Genomic DNA, 22,118 nt, shown 5'->3' with positions numbered 1-22,118 from the left:
GGACGCCGGGGTCCGTCACTGCTGCGCGGGGGCCTCGGACTCGCCCGGCTGGTCACCCTGCTGGTCACCCTGCTGGCCACCCTGCTGGTCGCCCGGCTGGTCCTGGCCCTCCGGCTGCTGCGGCGGGGTCTGCTCAGCCTGCTTCTCGACCGTCACCGTGACGGTGCCGGACCAGCCCTCGTCGGCGTACTGGCCCTGCGGACGGTGCCAGCGGAACTCCGTGGTCTCCGTGACGGGTACGGCGACGCGGGCCACGCCGTCGCGGCCGGCGAGGACGGGCTTGCCGACCGCCGCCCACTGGCCGCCGGGGGCACGCGACTCCAGCACGAGCGGGTCACCGGTCACCCGACCGGAGCCGTCGGTGACGCGTCCGGTGAGCTCGACGTCCTGCCCCGGCTCGGCCTGCTGCCTCGAGGCAGCGACGGTGGTCGTGAGCGAGACGCCCTCGAAGTCGAAGGTCGAGCCGGACGCGCGCACGGCATCCAGGTTGAAGGCCTTGCCGTCACAGCCGAAGCCCGTGACCGCGAAGCCCGAGCCGTCGCCGTGCTGGGCGGCGAACTGCGCGGCGGTGGCGGATCCGACCTGGTCGACGGTGGCGCCGGAGGCGAGGTCGACCAGTGCCCAGTCGTAGGTCAGCGCGGCTGAGGACACCGTGGTCCACGAGCCGGCGGGCGCGGACAGGGCCGCCCGCCCGCGCCAGGCGGTGCCGGCCGGGCTCTGCCGGGTGACGGCCATGACCCACGAGACGCCGGTGCTGCCACCGGTCGCGGCGACCGCCACCGAGGTGTCGAGGCCGGCGAGCGACCCGAAGGCGGCATAGGGACCGGCTGCGCTGCCCGCGGCTGACGGGACGAGGCCCAGCGACCGTCGCCCGAGCGGGGCGGCGTAGGGCCCCAGGTTGATCCGGGAAGCGGGAGCGGCGGCGGCGCCCAGCAGGTCGGCACAGCCGACATAGGTCAGGTAGACGTCGGGATCGCCGGTTGCGGGCCCCGCCACCGTGTGCGAACCGCCCACGGCGTGCGCGGGACTGCCGACCACGGTCGTTCCCATGGTCAACGTCAAGGTGGTGGCGGCCAGGGCCGTCATGATGCTGCGCACGCGCATGATCTCCTGCTCCCCGTGACACGACGCACCCCTCCGGTGCGCCGAGCTGACTCCATCATGCTGGTCAAAGCAAAGGATGTGAACCGTCCACACGCGGAAGTCACCCCAATTGGTGGCCAATCCACGGACAACCTTGGGTCGGGCTGTGGCCTCGGCCCTTCGGAGGCGACGGGCTGTCCGAGGTCCCGACTAGGTTGGGCGCCATGCCGCTGCGGGGTCAGGACGTCGCTCGCCACCCCGTGCGCCGCGTCGAGGCGCGTGCCGGTCATGCCCTCGCCACCCACCGCTACCCCGCGTCCATCCCCGCCGTCGCCCAGGTCCTGCGCGACGGCCTCGACCTCGGCCCGGGCGTCACCTTCCTGGTCGGCGAGAACGGCTCCGGCAAGTCGACGCTGGTCGAGGCCGTCGCCATCGCGTTCGGCCTCTCGCCCGAGGGTGGCAGCACGCACAGCCGCCACTCCTCACGTGCCACGGAGTCGCCGCCCGGCGACGCGCTCCAGCTCGCGCGGGGAGCCGGGGCGAGCAAGTGGGGGTTCTTCCTGCGCGCCGAGACGATGCACGGCTGGTACTCCTACATCGAGGACCACCCGAGGACGAGTGGTGACGACGACGTCGCCTTCCACGAGATGAGCCGCGGCGAGTCGTTCCTGGCAGTGCTGGAGTCGCGGTTCACCGGGCAGGGCTTCTACTGCCTCGACGAGCCGGAGGCCGCGTTGTCGTTCTCCTCCACGCTGGGGCTCGTCGCCACGCTGCAGCGCGTGGTCGCCCGTCGCGGCCAGGTGCTCTGCGCCACCCACTCCCCCGTGCTCGCCGCCATGCCGGGCGCCCGCATCCTGGAGGCCGGGCCGTGGGGGCTGCGAGAGGCCGCCTGGGAGGACCTCGAGGTCGTGGACCACTGGCGGCGCTACCTCGCCGAGCCGTGGTCCTACCTGCGCCACCTCCAGGACGACTGAGTCAGGCTCGATGTGCGCTCGTCAGGCCCGGCGCCGGACGGTCGCCGCGAACATCGCGTCGGTGCCGTCGCGGTGCGGCCACAGCTGGAAGCGGTCGACCTCGTCGGTGTCGCCGCGGCGCTCGAGCACGGCGCGTACGACGTCGCTGGTCTCCGCGACCACCGGCGAGCAGGTCGCATAGACGACCACGCCACCCGGGCGCACCGACTTCAGCGCGGCATCGAGCAGCACCTGCTGGATCGCGACCAGCTCCTCCACGTCGTGGGGCGTACGCCGCCAGCGCGACTCGGGACGTCGACGGAGGGCTCCGAGACCGGAGCAGGGCGCGTCGACGAGCACGCGGTCGAAGGTGCCCGGCAGCCAGGCGGGACGCATCCCGTCGCCGGCGAGCACGTGGGCGGACCCGCGCGGCGTGGCGCGCAGGGCGGAGGAGACCAGCGCGGCCCGGTGGGGTTGCCGCTCGTTGGCGACGAGCACGGCCCCGCGCTGCGCGGCGAGGGCCGCCAGCAGGGCCGCCTTGCCGCCCGGTCCGGCGCACAGGTCGAGCCACCGCTCGTCCCGTCCGTCCACCGGAGCGTCGGCGAGCGCGAGCGCCACGAGCTGCGAGCCCTCGTCCTGGACGCCCGCACGGCTCTCGGCGACCGCGGGGACGGCGGCCGGGTCGCCACCGGCCAGCGTGACGGCGTACGGCGACCGGCCGGTGCGGGTGCCACCGGCGGCATCCAGCTCCTCGAGCGTCGCCATGCCGGGGCGGGCGACCAGCGTGACCCGCGGCGGGGCGTTGTCGGCCTCCAGCAGCGCGTCGAGCTCGTCGTCGGTGCCCTCGGTCGCGGTCAGCGCCTCACCGAGCGCCTCGACGACCCAGCGCGGGTGCGAGCGCGCGACGGCCAGGTGGCCGAGCGGGTCGTCGTTCCGGTCCGGGGCGACCTCGGCGACCCAGGCGTCGAGGTCGCGACGGCTGATCGCACGCAGGACCGCGTTGACGAGGCCGGCAGGTCCCTGGCCGACGGTGGCGCGGACGAGGTCGACGCTGGTCGAGATCGCCGCGTGGTCGGGGACCCGCATGGAGAGCAGCTGGTGCGTGCCGAGACGCAGGACGTCGCGCACCTCGGGCTGGAGCCGCGGCTTGGTCAGGCAGGCGTCGATCACCGCGTCGTACAACCCGTGCATCCGGATGGCCCCGGACGACAGCTCGGTCGCGAGCGCGGCGTCGCGGCCCTGGAGCCCGTGCTTGCGCAGCACCTGGGGCAGCACGAGGTTGGCGTAGGCGTCGTCGGTGCGCACGGCCGTGAGCACGTCGAGCGCCGCGCGGCGCGCCTTGTCGACGGGGCGGCGACGCTCACCCACCGAGGTGCTCCCGCACGAGCCGCTTGGGCGCCCTGGCTGCCCAGGCGTCGGTGATGATCTCCTCCAGCTCGTCACGGCCGATCTCGCCGAGCCGGGACTGCTGCACGAGCACCGCGGCGTAGCCCCGGAAGTGGTCGATGGTGAAGAACGGCGTGGACTCGTCCTCGACCAACGCGTGCTTCTCGACCTCGGTCGGCGTCGTGATGACGACCAGGTCGTCGTACATCTCCCCCGTCACCGGGTCGACCGCGCTCTTGTGGGGCGCGCGGTAGAGCACGAACCCTCTGCCCTTGTCGCCGCGCGGCACCTTCCAGGTGGGCCGGTCGCCCCAGGAGATGCCGAGCTCGGTCTCCGGCAGGCTGCCGCAGATCTCGTCGACGTCCTCGGGCCGAGCGGGCCGGCTCACGACGCGGCGTCCTGCTCACCGAGTCGTACGCCCGACTCCAGGCGCACGCCGCGGGCCCAGTCGGCGGCGGCCATCTGCTTCTTGCCGAACGCCTTGACCTGGCCCAGCTCGACCGGGGTGGTGGCGGTGCCGACGAAGACGGCGTTCTTGGTGACCTCCAGGACGCCGGGCTCGAGCGCCTCACGGTCGACGGGGCGCACCGGACCGATCTTGATCCGCTCGCCCTCGAAGGTGCTCCAGGCGCCCGGGGCGGGGTCGCAGGCGCGCACCTGCCGGTCGATGGCGACCGCGGGGTGGGTCCAGTCGATCCGCGCGTCGTCGACGACGATCTTCGGCGCGAACGAGACGCCGTCCTCGGGCTGCTCACGCGCCTCGAGGGTGCCGTCCTCGATCCCGTCGAGGGTCTGCACCAGCAGACCTGCCCCGCCCTCGGCGAGGCGGGCGAGGAGGTCGCCCGCGGTGTCGGTGGGCCGGATCGTCTCGGTCATCACGCCGAAGACCGGTCCGGCATCGAGCGCCTTGACGATGCGGAAGGTCGTCGCGCCGGTGACCTCGTCACCGGCCCACAGCGAGTGCTGCACGGGCGCGGCGCCGCGCCAGGAGGGCAGCACCGAGAAGTGCAGGTTGATCCAGCCGTGCGGCACCAGGTCGAGCGCCGACTGCGGGAGCAGCGCGCCGTAGGCCACGACGGGGCAGGCGTCGGGACGCAGGGCCGCGAGCGCGGCCTGGAAGTCCGGGTCACGCGGGTGCTCGGGCTTGAGGACGGGTACGCCGAGCTCCTCCGCCCGCTGCGCGACCGGGCTGGCGACCAGCTTGCGACCGCGGCCGCTCGGGGCATCGGGGCGGGTGACGACGCCGACCAGCTCGTGGCGGCTGGCGGCGATCGCGTCGAGGGCGGGCACGGCGACCTCGGGGGTGCCGGCGAACACGACGCGCATCAGCTGGTGACCTTCATCGGGCGAATCCGTTCGTCGGGTGTGGGGAGAGCCGGACCGTCGGCCGCTCCAGGCCGAACCAGTCCGACTCGCGGATCTCCTTCATCGCAGCCTTGCGTGCGGCCGTGTCGAGCTTGTCGATGAAGAGGATGCCGTCGAGGTGGTCGGTCTCGTGCTGCATGGCGCGGGCGAGCAGCTCCGAGGCCTCGATGCGCTGCGGCTCGCCGTACATGTCGAAGCCGGTGGCGACCACCGACAGCGCGCGCAGGCAGTCGTAGGTCAGCTCGGGCAGCGAGAGGCACCCCTCGGCGCCGTCCTGCGTCTCGTCGGAGAGCTCGAGGGACGGGTTGACCAGGTGGCCGACCTCGCCCTCGACGTTCCACGTGAAGACCCGCAGGCCCACGCCGATCTGCGGTGCCGCGAGGCCCGCGCCCGGGGCTGCGAGCATCGTGTCGGTCAGGTCGGTGACGAGCTGGCGGACCTCGCGGTCGAAGTCGTCCACCTCCACCGCGCGCTGGCGCAGCACGGGATCGCCGAAGAGACGGATGGGCTGGACGGCCACGGAGCTCCTTCGCTCGTCTGGGTGGGATCGACCTGCGGGGTCGATCGAGCAGTGGCCAAGTCTAGGGAAGCGCACCGGGTGGCGCATGGCCGGTGGTCGGCGGGCGGGCGGGTGGCCGGGCGACCGGGTGCCAGGAGACCGCGTGTGCGAGGCGCCGTACGAGGTCGGGGAACCGTCGGGTCGCTCACGGGGCCTCCGCACGACCCGACGGTTCCCCATTCAGCTCGCCGAGGCGTCATGGCCGGGGGCGTCGCGCGCGCCGCTGCCCCCCTCGCCCCACCCTCACCGTCATCCGAAGCGGGACCCATGGGTGCGGATCGGGATGACGCTGACCGCCCGGCAGTGGCCGTACGACGTCGCGCCGGCGCTGTCGCCGGGCCGGTGGCCGTCGGGCAGCCGGGTCAGATGGTGAGGGGGTCGACCTGGATCCGGACGGGGTCGAGCTTGCGGGCCGAGCGGACCCGCTGGAGGTCGCCGAGGGAGCGGGAGAGCGCCTCTCCGCTCGAGCGCGGGACGCGGAGCAGCACCCGGTGCTCGTCGTCGGCCGGGACGGGACCGAGCACCTCTGCCCCGTCGGGCAGGTCGAGCAGGTGCAGGACGTCGTCGAGGGCGCCGAGGTCGCCGGTGACCGTCGCCAGCCGGGCGGCCGGCGGGAGGTGCGCCTGGGAGCGCTCGTGGGCCTCGCGGCGAGCGAAGCCGGCGGGGTCCCACCGGACCAGCGCCTGCAGCGCGGGGTGCGCCGGGTCGCCCACCGCCACGACGTGGCCGCCGGGGCGCACCAGGACTGCCGCGTTGAACCACCGGCGCAGCGCCTCCTCCGCAACGCGCAGGTCGTCGCGGGCCAGGCTCAGCCAGGTGTCGAGGACGACGACGGCCGCGTAGCCCTCGTCGGCGACGGGCTCGGCCCCGACGGTGGCGACGACGAGGTCGGCCGACGCGCCGACCCGGTCGACCACCCGGTCACCGCTGGAGCTGCGGACCGTGGTGCCGGGGAACATCCGGCCCAGCTCCTCGGCCGTGCGGGCCTCACCGCGCACGGGTGCGCGCAGCCCGTGACCACCGCAGGTCGGGCATGCCCACGCCGGCTCGACGTGGCCGCACCACCGGCAGTGCGGCGGCACCGCAGGACCGTCGACGACCAGAGGTCCGGTGCACACCGGGCACCGGGCGGGCGAACGGCAGGTGTCGCACGCCAGAGAGGCGGCGTAGCCGGCGCGGGGGGTCTGCACGAGCACCGGCCCGGTCGCGAGTCCGTTGCGGATGGCGTCGTACGCGGCGCGCGGCACGCGGGTGCCGACGGAGCGGTCCTCGGCGGGCACCACCTCGACACGGGCCCGGCGGCGCAGCACCTCGCGGGGCACGGCCAGCTCGTGCGCCCAGCCGGTGGCGACGAGCTGCTGGGCCTCGGGGGTGCGGGCCACGCCGCCGAGGAGCGCCGCCGTGCCCTGCTGCCCGGCCCGCAGGAGGAGCACCTCGCGGGTGTGCGGGTAGGGAGCCCTTGGCTCTGCGTGGAGGTCGTCGCCGTCGTCCCACAGCACGACGAGCCCGAGGTCGTGCACCGGCGCGAACGCGGCCGATCGGGTGCCGACGACGATGCGCCGCGCCCCGCGGGAGACGGCCAGAAAGTCGCGGTAGCGCGCGGCCGGCCCCCCGTCGGCCGTCAGGCACACGTGGTGCCCCTCCCCCAGCAGGTGTGACAGGGCGGCGTCGACCCGGGCGACGTCGCGCCGGTCGGGCACGCAGACCAGCGCACCCCGCCCCGAGGCGTACGTCATCGCGACCGCCTCCGCGACCATGGCGGGCCAGTCGTCCCCGGGCGCGGCCGCCCAGACCGCACGGGGCGACTTGCCGGTCCCGAGGTGGCCCAGGAACGCGTCGGCGTGTGCGACCTCCGACCAGGTCGTCGGCGCGCCGAGCGCCGGCGCCTGGGGAGCGGGCGTGGAGGCGACCTTCTCGGTGGCGGCGTGGCGGGGCGGGACGGCCAGCCGCAGCACGTCGGACCGGGCACCGGCGTACCGCCGGGCGATCGTCTCGCTGAGCTCGGCGATCTCCGGTGCGAGCACCCGCTCGGGGCTCACCACCCGGCGCAGCGGCTGGAGGGTGCCGGTGTGGTCGGTGCTGCCGGCCCTCTCCACGACGTAGCCGTCGACGTCCTGGCCGGCGAAGCGCACCTTCACCCGGGCCCCCGGGACGGCCGACTCTGCCATCGAGACGGGCACGGCGTAGTCGAACGGGCGGTCGAGGTGGGCGAGCGCGATGTCGACCAGGACTCGGGCGACGGGGTCGGTCTCGGCGGGCTGCCACGCCGCGGCCTTGCGGCGGCGGGTGGCGGCCGCCTTCGCCCGGGCGTCGTCCACGGCAGCACGAAGCCCCGGGAGCATCTCTGCTTCCGGGGCTTCGTGGGACGACATGCCGCAGATTCTGTCAGCGGGCGCCGACAGCCCGACCTGGTGGGGAAGTCCGACACCTGGAGGGGGTTGTTTGCCCCTCGAAGTGGCGGACTCCCCGCTCGAGCGGGGAGTCCCCGCAAGGCGCGAGCCTCAGATGCCCGCGGCGGCCTTGAGCTTGTCGGCGCGGTCGGTGTTCTCCCAGGTGAACTCGGGGAGCTCGCGGCCGAAGTGGCCGTAGGCCGAGGTCTGGGCGTAGATCGGGCGGAGCAGGTCGAGGTCGCGGATGATCGCGGCGGGACGGAGGTCGAACACCTCGAGGACGGCGTCCTGGATCTGCTCGTCCGGCACGACGCCGGTGCCGAAGGTCTCGATGAACACGCCGACGGGGGCGGCCTTGCCGATGGCGTAGGCGACCTGCGCCTCGCAGCGGGTGGCCAGGCCGGCGGCCACGACGTTCTTGGCGACCCAGCGCATCGCGTAGGCGGCCGAGCGGTCCACCTTCGAGGGGTCCTTGCCGGAGAAGGCGCCACCGCCGTGGCGGGCCATGCCGCCGTAGGTGTCGACGATGATCTTGCGACCGGTGAGCCCGGCGTCGCCCATCGGGCCGCCGATGACGAAGGTGCCGGTGGGGTTGATGAGCACCCGGTAGCCCTCGGAGGGCAGGTCGACGTCGGCGAGCACGTAGTCGATGACGTGCTGCTTGATGTCGGCCTCGAGCTGCGCGTGCTCGACGTCGGGGTCGTGCTGGGTCGAGAGCACGACGGTGTCGATGCGCAGCGGGCGGTCGTTCTCGTCGTACTCGATGGTGACCTGGGTCTTGCCGTCGGGACGGAGGTAGCCGAGCGTGCCGTCCTTGCGGACCTCGGTCAGGCGCTGCGCGAGCCGCTGGGCGATGGTGATCGGGAGCGGCATCAGCTGCGGGGTGTCGTCGCAGGCGTAGCCGAACATCAGGCCCTGGTCGCCGGCGCCGCGCTTGTCGAGCTCGTCCTCCGACGACCCGACGCGGGACTCGTGGCCGGCGTCGACACCGGCGGCGATGTCGCTCGACTGGGCGCCGATCGCGACCTGCACGCCACAGGTGGTGCCGTCGAAGCCCTTGTCCGAGGAGTCGTAGCCGATGTCGAGGATCGCCTTGCGGACGATGTCGGCCACCGGGGCGTAGGCACCCGTGCGGACCTCACCGGCGACCACGACGAGGCCGGTGGTCAGCAGCGTCTCGACGGCCACCCGGAGGTTGGCCTTGTCGGGGTCCGCGGCCATCAGGTGGTCGAGGACCGAGTCGCTGATGCGGTCGGCGATCTTGTCCGGGTGACCCTCGGTCACGGACTCGGAGGTAAAGAGGCGTCCAGCCACGTCGTCACTCGCTTCTTCTGTCGAACGGTTCGGTCAAACGTACCTGCTGACCAGCATCCGGGACGCGTGTCTCACCCGACGAATCGCCGGGCGACCTCGTCCCAGATGACGTGGGCGAGCGCGGTCTTGGACCCGCGCGGCACGTCCACGGTCGCACCGTCGGCGGCCAGGACGACCGCCTCGTTGTCGGCGCTGCCGAAGACCGCGCCCCCGCTGACGTCGTTGACGACGAGGAGGTCGCAGCCCTTGCGGGCGAGCTTGGCCCGCCCGAGGTCGAGCACCGTGCCGGTGGCGTCACCGGTCTCGGCGGCGAAGCCCACGATGACGGCGTCGTCGCGAGCCCGGTCGTGGGAGATCTCGGCCAGGATGTCGGGGTTCTGCGTCAGCTCGATGGCCGGCGCCGACCCGTCGTCGGCCTTCTTGATCTTGGCCTCGCTCACCCCGGTGGGGCGGAAGTCGGCAGGGGCTGCGGCCATCACGACCGCGTCCGCCGTGGCGGTCGCGGTCACCACCGCCTCGCGCAGCTGCGCGGTCGTCTCGACGCGTACGACGTTCACGCCGGCCGGGTCGGGCAGCGTCACGTTGGCGCTCACCAGGGTGACGTGGGCGCCCCGGGAGGCCGCCGCCCGGGCGAGGGCGTAGCCCTGCAGCCCCGAGGACCGGTTGCCGAGGAACCGGACCGGGTCGAGGTACTCCCGGGTGCCGCCGGCCGAGACGACCACCTTGCGCCCGGCGAGGTCCAGCGCGGCGTCGGCGCCGCGGTCGAGCAGCCCACGCACGAGCTCGAAGATCTCGGCGGGCTCGGGCAGGCGACCCTTGCCGGTGTCGGCGCCGGTGAGCCGGCCGACGGCGGGCTCGATGACGACCACGCCGCGCTCCCGCAGGGTGGCGACGTTGGCCTGGGTCGCGGGGTGCTCCCACATCTCGGTGTGCATCGCCGGTGCGAGGACGACCGGGCACCGGGCGGTGAGGAGGGTGTTGGTGAGCAGGTCGTCGGCCAGGCCGTGGGCCGCACGGGCCAGCAGGTCGGCGGTCGCCGGCGCGACCACGACCACGTCGGCCTGCTGGCCGATGTGGACGTGGGGCACGGCGTGGACGTCGGTCCACACGTCGGTGGCGACGGGCTTGCCCGACAGGGCCGACCAGGTCGGCGCGCCGACGAACTGCAGGGCCGAGGCCGTGGGCACGACGGTGACGTCGTGCCCCGACTCGGTGAACCGGCGCAGCAGCTCGCAGGCCTTGTAGGCCGCGATCCCGCCGGAGACCCCCAGGACCACCTTGATGGTCACCAGGAGGCTCGCGTCACTCTGTGGCGTCGCCGGCAGCGGCCTCAGCGGCAGCGGCCTCGGCGGCGGGGTCGATGTCCTCGCAGGTCAGGAGGTCGTCGTTGATCTCGCGGAGCGCGATCGAGAGCGGCTTCTCCTGGACGTGGGTGTCGACGAGCGGGCCGACGTACTCCAGCAGGCCCTCGCCGAGCTGGGAGTAGTAGGCGTTGATCTGGCGGGCACGCTGGGCGCTGTAGAGCACCAGCTTGTACTTGCTGTCGGTCTTGGTGAGCAGGTCGTCGATCGAGGGGTTGGTCACGCCCTCGGCGGCGATGGTGGGAGAAGCCACGGTGTGGGTGCCTCGCTAGTCAGATGCGGATGGAGCAGGTCCAACCATCAAGGCTACCAACTCGTCGGCAGCGGCGTGAACTTCGTGGTTCACGATGGTGACGTCGAACTCGCTCTCGGCGGCCAGCTCCGCGCGGGCGGTCTCGAGCCGACGCTCCCGCTCGGCCTCGGTCTCGGTGCCGCGACCGACGAGACGGCGTACGAGCTCCTCCCACGACGGCGGCTTGAGGAAGACGAACAGCGCCTCCGGCATCGTCTCCCGCACCTGCCGGGCGCCCTGCAGGTCGATCTCGAGCATCGCGGGGTGCCCGGAGGCCAGGGCGAGGTCGACCGGGCCGCGGGGCGTGCCGTAGCGGGCGGCCTTGTGGACCACCGCCCACTCGAGCAGGTCGCCCTTGTCGATCATCGCGTCGAACTCCTCGTCGGAGACGAACCAGTAGTGCACGCCATTCTCCTCGCCGGGGCGGGGCGCGCGCGTCGTGGCGGACACGGAGATCCACACCTCGGGGTGGGTCTCACGCACGGCCGCGGCGACCGTGCCCTTGCCCACGGCCGTGGGGCCGGCGAGGACGATCAGTCGGGAACGGGCGGAGTCGGTCACGAGGCGTCGGGACCGAACTCACGCTCGAGCGCAGCGACCTGCTTGACGCCCAGGCCGCGCACCCGGCGGCTCTCGGCGATGCCGAGGCGCTCCATCACCTGGCGGGCCCGCACGCGGCCGAGGCCGGGCACCGACTGCAGGAGCTCGACGACGCGCATCTTGCCGATGACCTCGTTGGTCTGGCCCTCGCGGAGCACGTCGACGATCGAGCCGCCGGAGTTCTTGAGGCGGTTCTTCACCTCGGCCCGCTCGCGTCGGGAGGCCGCAGCCTTGTCGAGGGCTGCCTGGCGCTGCTCGGGCGTCAGAGGGGGCAAGGCCACGAAAGCGATCCTTCTGGGGTCGGACGTGCGGGGTGCATGGTGCAGGAACTAGAGGCGTCGGACGGGGATCCGGGCGGTGCGGGTCAATCTAGTCAGGTCCCGTCGGGGCAGGCAATCGAGCCCGCGCGATTGCTCGGACGAGGTGACGTGCACGACACCCCCGGGCCGTCGCTACCTCGACAGCGGCGTCCCGCACACGTCGAGCGCGTGCTGCTCCACCTCGGTCATCGCCTCGACGGTGCCCGGCGAGCCGACCGCGCGGGCAGCCGCCTCGATCTCCTCGCGGGCGTCGGCGGCCAGGCCTGCCGGCGGCTCGTCGGCAGTGTACGTCGACGGGTCGACGTCGTGCGCGGCGAGCACGTCCTCGAGCGTGCGCAACGGCTCCACGACCGCCGCCCAGTCGTCGGCGATGTCGCGTGGGGCCAGCTCGGCCAGCTGCTCGTAGTCGTCGAGGGCGTCGAAGACGGCTCCGGCGTCCTCCGACGCCGCGACCTCGCTGAGCGCTGCCTGGTGCGCCTCGACCGCCTCGCAGTAGTCGTCCTGCGGGTCGCCCGAGCAGCCGCTCAGCGCCAGGCCGGCCACGCAGACCAGCAGGATCGCCGGGGCGACGAGCTTCACGCCCCCAAGCCTCGCACGGCGTCGTTGCCGCGCAGGGCAGCGTCACGCAGCGCGCCGACGTCGGGTCCGGCGCGCAGCACGTCGCGCGACGCCTCGGGAGCGCCCACCGCGCGGCGGCTCCGAAGATGCGCGTCAGGTCGTCGACGGTGCCGCCCTGGGCGCCGAAGCCGGGCACCAGCAGGGGGCCGTTGATGTCGAGGTCCTCGTCGGTGTCGCCGATGGTGGCGCCGACGACCGCCCCGAACGAGCCGACGGGCGAGGCCCCGGCGTTGGCGGCGCGCAGGTGCGCCAGCACCGTGCCGGCCACGGTGCCGTCGCCGGTGCGCGCGTGCTGCACCTCCGGTCCCTCCTTGTTGGAGGTCAGCGCGAGGACGAACAGGCCGCCGCCGTGGCGGCGGCAGGCCTCGAGCATCGGCTCGAGCGAGCCGAAGCCCAGGTAGGGGCTCGCGGTGACCGCGTCGGAGCCGAGCGGCGAGGTGGGGTCGAGGTAGGCGTCGGCGTAGGCCTGGCTGGTCGAGCCGATGTCGCCGCGCTTGGCGTCCATCAGCACCAGGGCCCCGGCCGCACGGGACTCCGCGACGACCCGTTCGAGGACCGCGACGCCGCGGCTGCCGAAGCGCTCGTAGAACGCGCTCTGCGGCTTGACGACCCCGACGACGGGGGCGACCGCCTCCACCACGGTGAGGGCGAACCGCTCCAGGGAGGCGACGTCGTCGCCGAGGCCCCACTCGCGCAGGAGCGCGGCGTGCGGGTCGATGCCGACGCAGAATCGTCCGCGGTCCTCGATCGCGTGGGCCAGGCGGGTGCCGAACGGCGTCATCGGTTCTCCTCGGGAGGGGCGGGGCGGGAGTCGTTGCGGGGACCGGGCGCGAGGGCGGCCCGCAGCCGGGCGACCGTGGTCGGGTCGTGGAGCAGGGCGGTGCCGACCTGTACGGCGTCGGCGCCGGCGTCGAGGTAGGCGTTGGCCGACCGGACGTCGTGGACGCCGCCGCACCCGATGGTGGGGACGTCGGGCAGGGCGCGGTGCACCTCGGCGACGCACCGCAGGGCGACCGGCGCGATGGCCGGCCCGCTGAGGCCGCCGGCCCGCCCGTCGGGGAAGGCGGCGGGTACGGCGTTGCCGATCACGACCGCGGTGGCACCGGCCTCGTGGCACGAGCGGGCGCCCTCGACGATGCGGGACACGTCGGGGCGCAGCTTGGCGAGCACGGGCCGGTCGGAGGGGAACTCGCGGCGTACGGCAGCGATGACGCTGGCCGAGTGGTAGGGCTCGCGCACCTCGAAGAGGCCCGCACCCACCTCGTCGGGCGCTCCGACGTTGACCTCGAGCCCGGCGACGCCGGGCGCGCGGCTGAGGCGGCGGGCGAGGTCGGCGTACTCCCCCATCGTCGAGCCGGCGATGGACACGAAGACGCGGGCACCTGCCCGCACCAGCCAGGGCAGCTCGGTGGCGAGGAAGTGCTCGAGCCCGGGGTTGGGCAGGCCGACGGCGTTGACCAGCCCGCCGGGCACCTCCGCGACGCGCGGCCCGGGGCCGCCGGCGCGGGCGTCGAGGGTGATCGAGCGGGTGACGAGGTCGAGGCCGACGAGGCCGTCCGGACCGGCGTAGGGCTCGAGCTCGCGCCCGGTGCCGCCACACCCGGCTGCGACCATCACGGGCCCCGGCAGGTCGGCGCTCACCGGTCGTCTCCCAGGGCGTCCCACCGGACCCGGTCGCCGCGGAGGACGGGGCCCTCGGCGCATGCGCGGACGACGCGCTCGACACCGTCCTCGCCGACGACGGGCAGCGGGCACCCGTGGCACAGGCCGGTGCCGCACGGGGTCGGCGTCTCGACCGCGACCTGGCTCCACGCACCGGCGCGCTCGGCGGCCCCTGCCGCGCTGCGGAGCACGGCGTGCGGTCCGGCGGCGTAGACGACGTCGGCGTCGCTGCGACGGACGAGGTCGTCGACGTGGTCGGCGACGGTGCCGCGCTGGCCGACCGAGCCGTCGGCGGTGAGGACGGTGACCGAGCGGGCCGAGCGGCGCGCCTCGAGCGCGGACAGCAGGCGCGCCTCGTCGGGTGCGGAGACGACGAGCGAGACGGCGCACCCGCGCTCACGGAGCCGTTCGGCGAGCGGGAAGAGCGGGGCCGCGGCGTAGCCCTCCCCGACGAGCAGGCACGACACCGCGTCCTTGGGCAGGGCGAAGGGCCGGCCGAGCGGACCGGTGATCGCGATCCGGGCGCCGACGGGCTGGGCTGCGAGCCACGCGGTGCCGCTCCCCCGGGCCTCGACGACGACGTCGAGCGTGGGACCGAACGCGCTGGAGGCCCTGACCCGGTGCACCCACAGCGCCCGCCGCGCGACGTGCCCGGCGACGGTGACCGCGACGAAGTTGCCCGCGCGGAACCGCTCGGGGACGCCCGGCGCGGTGAGGGTCAGGTGGCGGTAGCCGCCGACGCGCTTGGTGGCGACGACCTCGCCGTCGACGTGCACGCTGGGGTGGACGCTCCCCCGGGCCGGTCCCCGCTCGTCAGGCATCCGTGGCGAGACCCCGCACGATGCGTCGGGGCCACAGGGGCCCCTCGTAGACGAACGCGGTGTAGGCCTGCAGCAGGTCGGCACCGGCCGCGAGCCGGCGCCGCGCGTCGTCGACGGTGGTGATGCCGCCGACGCCGACCAGGGTGAGGTCGGGACCGACCCGCTCGCGCAGGAGGCGTACGACGTCCTCCGACCGCTGGGTGAGCGGACGCCCGCTCAGGCCGCCGGCGCCGACCTCCTCGACGCGGGCGGCCGGGGTGGCGAGGCCGTCGCGGCTGATCGTGGTGTTGGTGGCGATGATGCCGTCGAGCCCGGTCGCGAGGGCGAGGTCGGCCACGGCCAGGACGTCGTCGTCGCTGAGGTCGGGGGCGATCTTCACCAGCAGCGGCACCCGGTGGTCGGGGCGCACCTCGTCGGCGCGACGGCGTACGGCCCGCAGCAGGGGTTCGAGCTTCTCGACCGCCTGGAGGTCGCGGAGGCCGGGGGTGTTGGGCGAGGACACGTTGACGACGAGGTAGTCGGCGTAGGGGGCCAGCAGGCCGGCCGACTTCTCGTAGTCGCGGGCGGCCTCGTCCTCGGGCACGACCTTCGTCTTGCCGATGTTGACGCCGAGGATCGTCGAGCCGCCGCCGGCACGCCAGGCAGCGAGCCTGCGGGCCACGACCTCCGCGCCGTCGTTGTTGAAGCCCATCCGGTTGACGATCGCCCGGTCGGCCGTCAGCCGGAACAGGCGCGGCGTCGGGTTGCCGGGCTGCGTCTCACCGGTGACGGTGCCGACCTCGACGTGGCCGAAGCCGAGCGCGGCGAGCCCGTCGATGCCGACGGCGTTCTTGTCGAACCCGGCCGCCAGGCCGAGCGGGTGCGGGAACGTCAGGCCCAGGGCGCGCACCGGCGCCGAGGGCACGCGGACCGCCCGCCCGGTGACGGGGGCCGCCGCGCGGATCGCGCGGAACGCCGCGTGGTGGATCCGCTCGGGGTCGAACCGGGTCAGCGCCTGGTCGAAGACGACGTCGTAGGGGCGCACGGTCACACGGTCCGCGAGTCCGCGGCGAGCTGGGCCCAGTCCTGCAGCGAGCGCACGCCGATCTCACCGCGCCGCATCGCCTCGAGCCCCTGCACCGCAGCGCCGAGGCCCTGGATGGTGGTGATGCAGGGGATGTCGGTGAGCACAGCTGCGGTGCGGATGTCGTAGCCGTCGGCGCGCGGCGAGCCGCCACTGGTGGCGCCGTGCGGCGTGTTGATCACCAGGTCGACCTCGCGGTCGAGGATCAGCCCGACGATCGTCCGCTCGCCGCCCGGGCCCTCGCCCTCGGACTGCTTGCGCACCACCGTGGACTCGACGCCGTTGCGGCGCAGCACCTCGGCGGTCCCCGCGGTCGCGAGGATCTCGAAGCCCATGTCGGCGATCTGCTTGACCGGGAAGATCATGTGCCGCTTGTCGCGGTTGGCGACCGAGACGAACACCTTGCCCGACAGCGGGAGCGAGCCGTAGGCCGCGGCCTGCGCCTTGGCGAAGGCGGTGCCGAAGAACGCGTCGAAGCCCATCACCTCGCCGGTCGAGCGCATCTCCGGCCCGAGCAGCGCGTCGACGGTGCGACCGTCGGAGGTCTTGAACCGGTCGAAGGGCATCACCGCCTCCTTGACCGCGATCGGCGACCCGTCGGGCAGGTGCCCGCCGTCTCCCTCGGCCGGCAGCACGCCGGCGGCGCGCAGGTCGGCGACCGACTCGCCCAGCATCACCCGCGCCGCGGCCTTGGCCAGCGGCGTGGCCGTCGCCTTGGACACGAACGGCACGGTCCGCGAGGCACGCGGGTTGGCCTCGAGGACGTAGAGCACGTCGGAGGCGAGGGCGAACTGGATGTTGAGCAGTCCGCGCACCCCGAGCCCGCGGGCGATGGCCTCGGTGGAGCTGCGGATCCGGTCGATCTCCTCGCGACCGAGCGTGATCGGCGGCAGCGCGCACGAGGAGTCGCCGGAGTGGATGCCGGCCTCCTCGATGTGCTCCATCACGCCGCCGAGGAAGAGCTCGTCGCCGTCGAAGATCGCGTCGACGTCGATCTCGACCGCGTCGTCGAGGAAGCGGTCGACCAGCACCGGCTGGCGCTCGTTGATCAGGCCGTTGGCGACGTAGCGCTCGAGGTAGTGCTCGAGCGCGGCGTCGTCGTACACGATCTCCATGCCGCGCCCGCCCAGCACGTAGGACGGACGGACCAGCACCGGGTAGCCGATCTCGTGGGCGATCCGCTGCGCCTGGGGGTACGACGTCGCGGTGCCGTGCTTCGGCGCCGGCAGGCCGGCGTCGGCGAGGACGCGGCCGAAGGCGCCGCGCTCCTCCGCCAGGTGGATCGCCTCGGGGGTGGTGCCGACGATCGGCACGCCCGCGTCGGCGAGGCCCTGCGCCAGGCCGAGGGGCGTCTGCCCGCCGAGCTGGCACACGACGCCGGCCACCGGGCCGGCCTGCTGCTCGGCGTGGACGATCTCGAGGACGTCCTCCAGCGTCAGCGGCTCGAAGTAGAGCCGGTCGGAGGTGTCGTAGTCGGTGCTGACCGTCTCCGGGTTGCAGTTGACCATGATCGTCTCGTAGCCGGCCTCGGCCAGCGCGAGCGAGGCATGGACGCAGCTGTAGTCGAACTCGATGCCCTGGCCGATGCGGTTGGGGCCGGAGCCGAGGATGATCACGGCCTCCTTGCCCTCGGCGCGGGGCTGCACCTCGGTCTCCTCGTCGTAGGACGAGTAGTGGTAGGGCGTCTGTGCGGCGAACTCGGCCGCACACGTGTCGACGGTCTTGAAGACCGGCCGGATGCCCAGCGCATGGCGCACGCCGCGCACGACGTCGGCGGACAGCCCGCGGATCTTGCCGACCTGCTCGTCGGAGAAGCCGTGGCGCTTGGCCAGCCGCAGCAGGTCGGGCGTCAGCTCGGTGGCCTCGATGAGCTGCACGGCGACCTCGTTGATCAGCGCGAGCTGGTCGACGAACCACGGGTCGATGGCAGTGGCCTCGAAGATCTCCTCGGGCGTCGCGCCGGCCCGGATGGCGTCCATGACCTTCTTGAGCCGGCCGTCGTGCGGGACGCGGATCTCCTCGAGCAGCGACGCCTTGTCGAGCTCGACGTACTCCTTGTGCCAGTCGAACGGCGCGTGCTTGCTCTCCAGCGAGCGCAACGCCTTCTGCAGCGCCTCGGTGAAGTTGCGACCGATCGCCATCGCCTCGCCGACCGACTTCATGTGCGTGGTGAGCGTCGGGTCGGCCTCCGGGAACTTCTCGAACGCGAACCGCGGCACCTTGACCACGACGTAGTCGAGCGTGGGCTCGAACGACGCCGGCGTCTCCTGGGTGATGTCGTTCTGGATCTCGTCGAGGGTGTAGCCGATGGCGACCTTGGCGGCGATCTTGGCGATCGGGAAGCCGGTGGCCTTGGACGCGAGGGCGGAGGACCGCGAGACGCGCGGGTTCATCTCGATGACGATCAGGCGGCCGTCGGCGGGGTTGACGGCGTACTGGATGTTGCAGCCGCCGGTGTCGACGCCGACGGCGCGGATGATGGCGATCGCCAGGTCGCGCATCTTCTGGTACTCGCGGTCGGTGAGCGTCAGGGCCGGGGCGACGGTGATCGAGTCACCGGTGTGGACGCCCATCGGGTCGAGGTTCTCGATGGAGCAGACGATGACGCTGTTGTCGGCGCTGTCGCGCATCACCTCGAGCTCGTACTCCTTCCAGCCGAGGATGGACTCCTCGAGGAGCACCTCGGTGGTCGGGCTGGCGGCCAGGCCGGCACCGCCGATGCGACGCAGGTCGGACTCGTCGTAGGCCATCCCGGACCCGGTGCCGCCCATCGTGAAGGACGGGCGGACGACCATCGGGTAGCCGAGGTCGTCGGCCGCGGCGAGCAGGTCGTCCATCGAGTGGCAGATGACGCTGCGGGCGGACTCACCGCCGAGCTGCTCGACGATCTTCTTGAACTGCTGGCGGTTCTCGCCGCGCTCGATCGCCTCGATCGAGGCGCCGATCAGCTCGACGCCGTACTTCTCGAGCACGCCGGCCTTGTCGAGGGCCATCGCGCAGTTGAGCGCCGTCTGGCCGCCGAGCGTGGCGAGGAGCGCGTCGGGGCGTTCCTTGGCGATGACCTTCTCGACGTAGTCGGGGGTGATCGGCTCGACGTAGGTCGCGTCGGCGAACTCCGGGTCGGTCATGATCGTGGCCGGGTTGGAGTTGACCAGCACGACCCGCAGGCCCTCCTGGCGCAGCACCCGGCACGCCTGGGTGCCGGAGTAGTCGAACTCGCAGGCCTGGCCGATGATGATCGGCCCGGAGCCGATGACCAGGACGCTCTGGATGTCGGTGCGCTTGGGCATGTCAGGCGTCCTTCCGGTCGGACATGAGATCGCAGAAGCGGTCGAAGAGGTACGCCGCGTCGTGCGGGCCGGCCGCGGCCTCGGGGTGGTACTGCACCGAGAACGACGTGAGCCGGCCGTCGGCGTCGCGGAGCTCGAGGCCCTCGACGACGTCGTCGTTGAGGCACACGTGGCTCACCGTCGCCACGCCGAACTCGGTGGTCGTCGAGCCCTCGAGCGGGGCGTCGACGGCGAAGCCGTGGTTGTGCGCGGTGACCTCGACCTTGCCGGTGGTGCGGTCCATCACCGGCTGGTTGATGCCGCGGTGGCCGTACTTGAGCTTGTAGGTGCCGAAGCCCAGCGCGCGACCGAAGAGCTGGTTGCCGAAGCAGATCCCGAAGTAGGGGATGCCTGCGCGCAGCGCGTCCTGCAGCAGCTGCACCTGACCGGTGGTGGCCGCGGGGTCACCGGGCCCGTTGGAGAAGAACAGCCCGTCGGGGCCGACCGCTCGGACCTCGTCGATCGTCGCGGTGGCCGGCAGCACGTGCACCTCGATGCCGCGCTCGCTCATCATCCGCGGGGTGTTGGACTTGATGCCGAGGTCGATCGCGGCGACCGTGAAGCGCTTCGTGCCCTGCGCGGGGACGACGTAGGCCTCGCTCGTGCTCACCGCCTCGCTGAGGTTCGAGCCGGCCATCTCGCCGGAGGCGAGGACCCGCTCGAGGAGCCGCTGGGGGTCGGTCTCCGTGGTCGAGATGCCGACGCGCATCGCACCGCGCTCGCGCAGGTGGCGGGTCAGCGCGCGGGTGTCGACCCCGCTGATGCCGACCACGTCCTGGTCGCGCAGGTCGTCGTCGAGGCTGCGCACGCTGCGCCAGCTGGACGGGACGCGGGCGGGGTCGCGCACGACGTAGCCGGCGACCCAGATGCGCGAGGACTCGGTGTCCTCGTCGTTCATGCCGGTGTTGCCGACGTGCGGGGCGGTCATCACGACGACCTGGCGGTGGTAGCTGGGGTCGGTCAGCGTCTCCTGGTAGCCGGACATGCCGGTGGAGAACACCGCCTCGCCGAAGGTCTCACCCTCGGCTCCGAACGACTCACCGCGAAAGGTGCGCCCGTCCTCGAGGACCAGCAGTGCCGATCGGGGGCCAGATCGAGTCTGGACTGGGGCAGGCAGAGCCATGCCGTACCTCCTTCTCCGCCTCACGGGACGGATCGTTAAAGGATGTTCGAGCCGACGCCGACCCTACCAGCGACGCCGCCTCCCTCCGGCATCGCGTCGGCCTGTCGAGACGGCGCCCTCGGGCGGCCTCACCACGGCGCGAGGGCGAGCTCCGGGCCGTCCCACCGGCGGCGCAGCCAGCGGTCGTGTGAGGCCACCACGACCCCGCCGGGTGCCGTCGCGAGCGCCTCCTCGAGCTCGCCCGCGAGCGCGAGGGAGACGTGGTTGGTCGGCTCGTCGAGGAGCAGGAGGTCGGGCGCCGCTGCGATCGCGACCGCGAGACCGAGCCGTCGGCGCTGGCCCACGGAGAGGTGGCCGACCGGCGTGCGGTGGTCGCGCGGATGGAGCAGGCCGAGCTCCCGCAGCGCGGGCGCCGCGGGCAGGTGCCGCACCGCGTCGTCGTACGTCGCCAGGGCGGAGCGGCGGCGGTCGCTGGGCGCCGGGTCCTGGGTCAGCTCGCGGACGGTGCGGGCCGAGACGTGCACCGTGCCGCCCGTGGGCTCCAGCCGGCCGGCCAGGACGCCGAGGAGCGTGGACTTGCCCGACCCGTTGGACCCGGTCAGGAGCAGGTGCTCGCCGGCTGCGAGGTCGACCCGGTCCACCCGCATCCGCCCCGCGACCTCGACGTCGCGCCCCTGGACCAGCCGTCCGCTCGCTGCCGCCGTGAGCGCGCCGCGGAACGCGAGCGGCGCCGGGGGCTTGCGCACCTGCTCCCGCTCGGCGGCCGCCAGCCGGCGCTGCGCGTCCTTCTTGCGCCGGGCGAGCGTCTGCTCCACGCGCCCACCCTTGAAGGAGTAGATGAACTTGTCGCCGTCGCTGGGGCCCCGGTCGTGCGCGATCGCCGACGTGCCGATCCGGGTCGCGTCCCGCAGCCGGCCGATCTCCTCCTGCTGCGCGGCGTAGGTCTCCTCCCAGCGCCGGCGGGCGTCGGCGCGGGCGGCCTCGTAGGCCGTCCACCCGCCACCGAAGCGGCGCCCTCCGCGACCGTCGGTGCCCATCTCGCCCGCGTCGAGGTCGACCAGGTCGGTGCACACGTCGTCCAGCAGCACCCGGTCGTGGCTGGCCAGCACCACGACGCCCGGCAGCTCGCGCAGGAACCCGGTCAGCACCTCGATGGCGTCGTCGTCGAGGTGGTTGGTGGGCTCGTCGAGCAGCAGGCAGGCCGGACGCGTGGTCATGATCGTGGCGAGCGCGAGCCGGGTGCGCTGGCCGCCCGACAACGTGCCGACGACCCGGTCGGCGTCGAGGTCGGCGAGGCCGAGCCGGGCGGCAGCGACCTCGGCGCGCCGGTCCGCGTCCCACGCGTCGTGGGCGACGGCCGTCTCCAGAGCACGCTCGTAGGCGGCGGCGCCCTCGGAGGTGCCGACCGTGGCGGCGAGCCGCTCGACGTCGGCGACGGCGGTCCGCAGGGGCGCCAGCGTCATGGCGAGCACCTCGGCGACGGTCGCTGCGTCCCGGAACGGCGGCTCCTGGCCGAGGAGCACCAGGTCGTCGGGGGCGGTGACGGTGCCCGACACCCTCGCCCGCTCGGGCAGCCGGCCGGCCACCGCGCGCAGGAGCGTGGACTTGCCGACGCCGTTCTCGCCGACGAGACCGATGCGCCGGCCCGGTTGCGCGAGCAGGTCAATCCCCGTCAGGACCGTGCGGTCGGGGTAGGTGACCGAGAGGCCGGTGACGACCAGCGGCACGAGGCCGGAGGGGACGGCGGCACCGGTGGCGGCGGTGGGCGACGAGGAGGGGGAAGAAGACGAGGAAGCAGGCATGCGGACGTCCTGGAGGGGTCAGGGAGGACTCGCCGGGCTCGGGCGCACGTGTGCGCCGCCGCGGACGCGAGTCGGGT

Annotated in this window: 19 protein-coding genes and 1 pseudogene; 1 reads left to right on the top strand and 19 read right to left on the bottom strand. The window is 73.6% G+C overall.

Annotated elements, in window-relative coordinates:
• Positions 1-15: 15 nt before the first annotated feature.
• Positions 16-1,104 (bottom strand): hypothetical protein, encoded by a 1,089-nt coding sequence (locus ACNKF0_RS11250; protein ID WP_416952168.1) that lies wholly within the window; start codon positions 1,102-1,104, stop codon positions 16-18.
• Between the two features lie 203 nt (positions 1,105-1,307).
• On the opposite strand from ACNKF0_RS11250, the gene ACNKF0_RS11245 reads away from it, so the two are divergent.
• Complete coding sequence (locus ACNKF0_RS11245) at positions 1,308-2,057, top strand: AAA family ATPase (protein ID WP_416952166.1); 750 nt, start codon at positions 1,308-1,310, stop codon at positions 2,055-2,057.
• 21 nt (positions 2,058-2,078) lie between these two features.
• Here ACNKF0_RS11245 and ACNKF0_RS11240 read toward each other — a convergent pair whose 3' ends face one another.
• From ACNKF0_RS11240 to ACNKF0_RS11155, 18 genes and pseudogenes are all read right to left on the bottom strand, one after another.
• The gene (locus ACNKF0_RS11240; RefSeq protein WP_416952164.1) at positions 2,079-3,404 is read right to left on the bottom strand and encodes an RsmB/NOP family class I SAM-dependent RNA methyltransferase; all 1,326 of its coding nucleotides are present in this window, start codon (positions 3,402-3,404) and stop codon (positions 2,079-2,081) included.
• Positions 3,397-3,810, bottom strand: coding sequence for an MmcQ/YjbR family DNA-binding protein (locus ACNKF0_RS11235; protein ID WP_416952162.1), 414 nt, complete (start codon positions 3,808-3,810; stop codon positions 3,397-3,399). Before ACNKF0_RS11235 ends, ACNKF0_RS11240 begins: the two co-directional genes overlap by 8 nt.
• Positions 3,807-4,748, bottom strand: a complete 942-nt coding sequence (fmt, locus tag ACNKF0_RS11230) for a methionyl-tRNA formyltransferase (RefSeq protein ID WP_416952160.1) — start codon at positions 4,746-4,748, stop codon at positions 3,807-3,809. The genes ACNKF0_RS11235 and fmt overlap by 4 nt, the downstream gene beginning before the upstream one ends.
• Before the next feature lie 13 nt (positions 4,749-4,761).
• On the bottom strand, positions 4,762-5,307 hold the full coding sequence (def, locus tag ACNKF0_RS11225) for a peptide deformylase (protein ID WP_416952158.1): 546 nt from the start codon (positions 5,305-5,307) through the stop codon (positions 4,762-4,764).
• Between the two features lie 401 nt (positions 5,308-5,708).
• Positions 5,709-7,718, bottom strand: a complete 2,010-nt coding sequence (locus tag ACNKF0_RS11220; RefSeq protein WP_416952156.1) for a primosomal protein N' — start codon at positions 7,716-7,718, stop codon at positions 5,709-5,711.
• A gap of 129 nt (positions 7,719-7,847) precedes the next feature.
• Positions 7,848-9,050, bottom strand: a complete 1,203-nt coding sequence (gene metK, locus ACNKF0_RS11215; RefSeq protein WP_299928688.1) for a methionine adenosyltransferase — start codon at positions 9,048-9,050, stop codon at positions 7,848-7,850.
• Between the two features lie 71 nt (positions 9,051-9,121).
• Positions 9,122-10,339 (bottom strand): bifunctional phosphopantothenoylcysteine decarboxylase/phosphopantothenate--cysteine ligase CoaBC, encoded by a 1,218-nt coding sequence (gene coaBC / locus ACNKF0_RS11210; RefSeq protein WP_416952154.1) that lies wholly within the window; start codon positions 10,337-10,339, stop codon positions 9,122-9,124.
• 13 nt (positions 10,340-10,352) lie between these two features.
• A complete protein-coding gene (gene rpoZ, locus ACNKF0_RS11205; RefSeq protein WP_172261153.1) occupies positions 10,353-10,664 on the bottom strand; it encodes a DNA-directed RNA polymerase subunit omega in 312 nt (103 codons plus the stop codon).
• A gap of 15 nt (positions 10,665-10,679) precedes the next feature.
• The gene (gene gmk, locus ACNKF0_RS11200) at positions 10,680-11,264 is read right to left on the bottom strand and encodes a guanylate kinase (RefSeq protein ID WP_299928696.1); all 585 of its coding nucleotides are present in this window, start codon (positions 11,262-11,264) and stop codon (positions 10,680-10,682) included.
• Positions 11,261-11,584, bottom strand: coding sequence for an integration host factor, actinobacterial type (gene mihF, locus ACNKF0_RS11195; RefSeq protein ID WP_191280582.1), 324 nt, complete (start codon positions 11,582-11,584; stop codon positions 11,261-11,263). Before mihF ends, gmk begins: the two co-directional genes overlap by 4 nt.
• Positions 11,585-11,755: 171 nt before the next feature.
• Positions 11,756-12,202 (bottom strand): hypothetical protein, encoded by a 447-nt coding sequence (locus ACNKF0_RS11190; RefSeq protein ID WP_416952151.1) that lies wholly within the window; start codon positions 12,200-12,202, stop codon positions 11,756-11,758.
• Positions 12,199-13,022, bottom strand: a pseudogene (gene pyrF, locus ACNKF0_RS11185) (orotidine-5'-phosphate decarboxylase). Before pyrF ends, ACNKF0_RS11190 begins: the two are co-directional and overlap by 4 nt.
• The gene (locus ACNKF0_RS11180; protein WP_299928714.1) at positions 13,019-13,882 is read right to left on the bottom strand and encodes a tRNA-dihydrouridine synthase; all 864 of its coding nucleotides are present in this window, start codon (positions 13,880-13,882) and stop codon (positions 13,019-13,021) included. Before ACNKF0_RS11180 ends, pyrF begins: the two are co-directional and overlap by 4 nt.
• Complete coding sequence (locus ACNKF0_RS11175) at positions 13,879-14,724, bottom strand: hypothetical protein (RefSeq protein ID WP_299928716.1); 846 nt, start codon at positions 14,722-14,724, stop codon at positions 13,879-13,881. The genes ACNKF0_RS11180 and ACNKF0_RS11175 overlap by 4 nt, the downstream gene beginning before the upstream one ends.
• Positions 14,717-15,748, bottom strand: coding sequence for a quinone-dependent dihydroorotate dehydrogenase (locus tag ACNKF0_RS11170; RefSeq protein ID WP_416952148.1), 1,032 nt, complete (start codon positions 15,746-15,748; stop codon positions 14,717-14,719). Before ACNKF0_RS11170 ends, ACNKF0_RS11175 begins: the two co-directional genes overlap by 8 nt.
• A 2-nt stretch (positions 15,749-15,750) precedes the next feature.
• Positions 15,751-19,077 (bottom strand): carbamoyl-phosphate synthase large subunit, encoded by a 3,327-nt coding sequence (gene carB, locus ACNKF0_RS11165; RefSeq protein ID WP_416952146.1) that lies wholly within the window; start codon positions 19,075-19,077, stop codon positions 15,751-15,753.
• 1 nt (position 19,078) lies between these two features.
• A complete protein-coding gene (carA, locus tag ACNKF0_RS11160) occupies positions 19,079-20,239 on the bottom strand; it encodes a glutamine-hydrolyzing carbamoyl-phosphate synthase small subunit (protein ID WP_416952144.1) in 1,161 nt (386 codons plus the stop codon).
• Positions 20,240-20,367: 128 nt separating this feature from the next.
• Entirely contained in the window at positions 20,368-22,041 is a 1,674-nt protein-coding gene (locus ACNKF0_RS11155) for an ABC-F family ATP-binding cassette domain-containing protein (protein WP_416952142.1), read from the bottom strand.
• Between the last annotated feature and the right edge of the window lie 77 nt (positions 22,042-22,118).

The sequence above is a fragment of the Nocardioides sp. T5 genome, from assembly GCF_048161455.1.
Taxonomy (GTDB): Bacteria; Actinomycetota; Actinomycetes; order Propionibacteriales; family Nocardioidaceae; genus Nocardioides.
The sequence above is the reverse complement of the archived record's forward strand: the minus strand, read 5'-3'. Positions and strand labels throughout refer to the sequence as shown.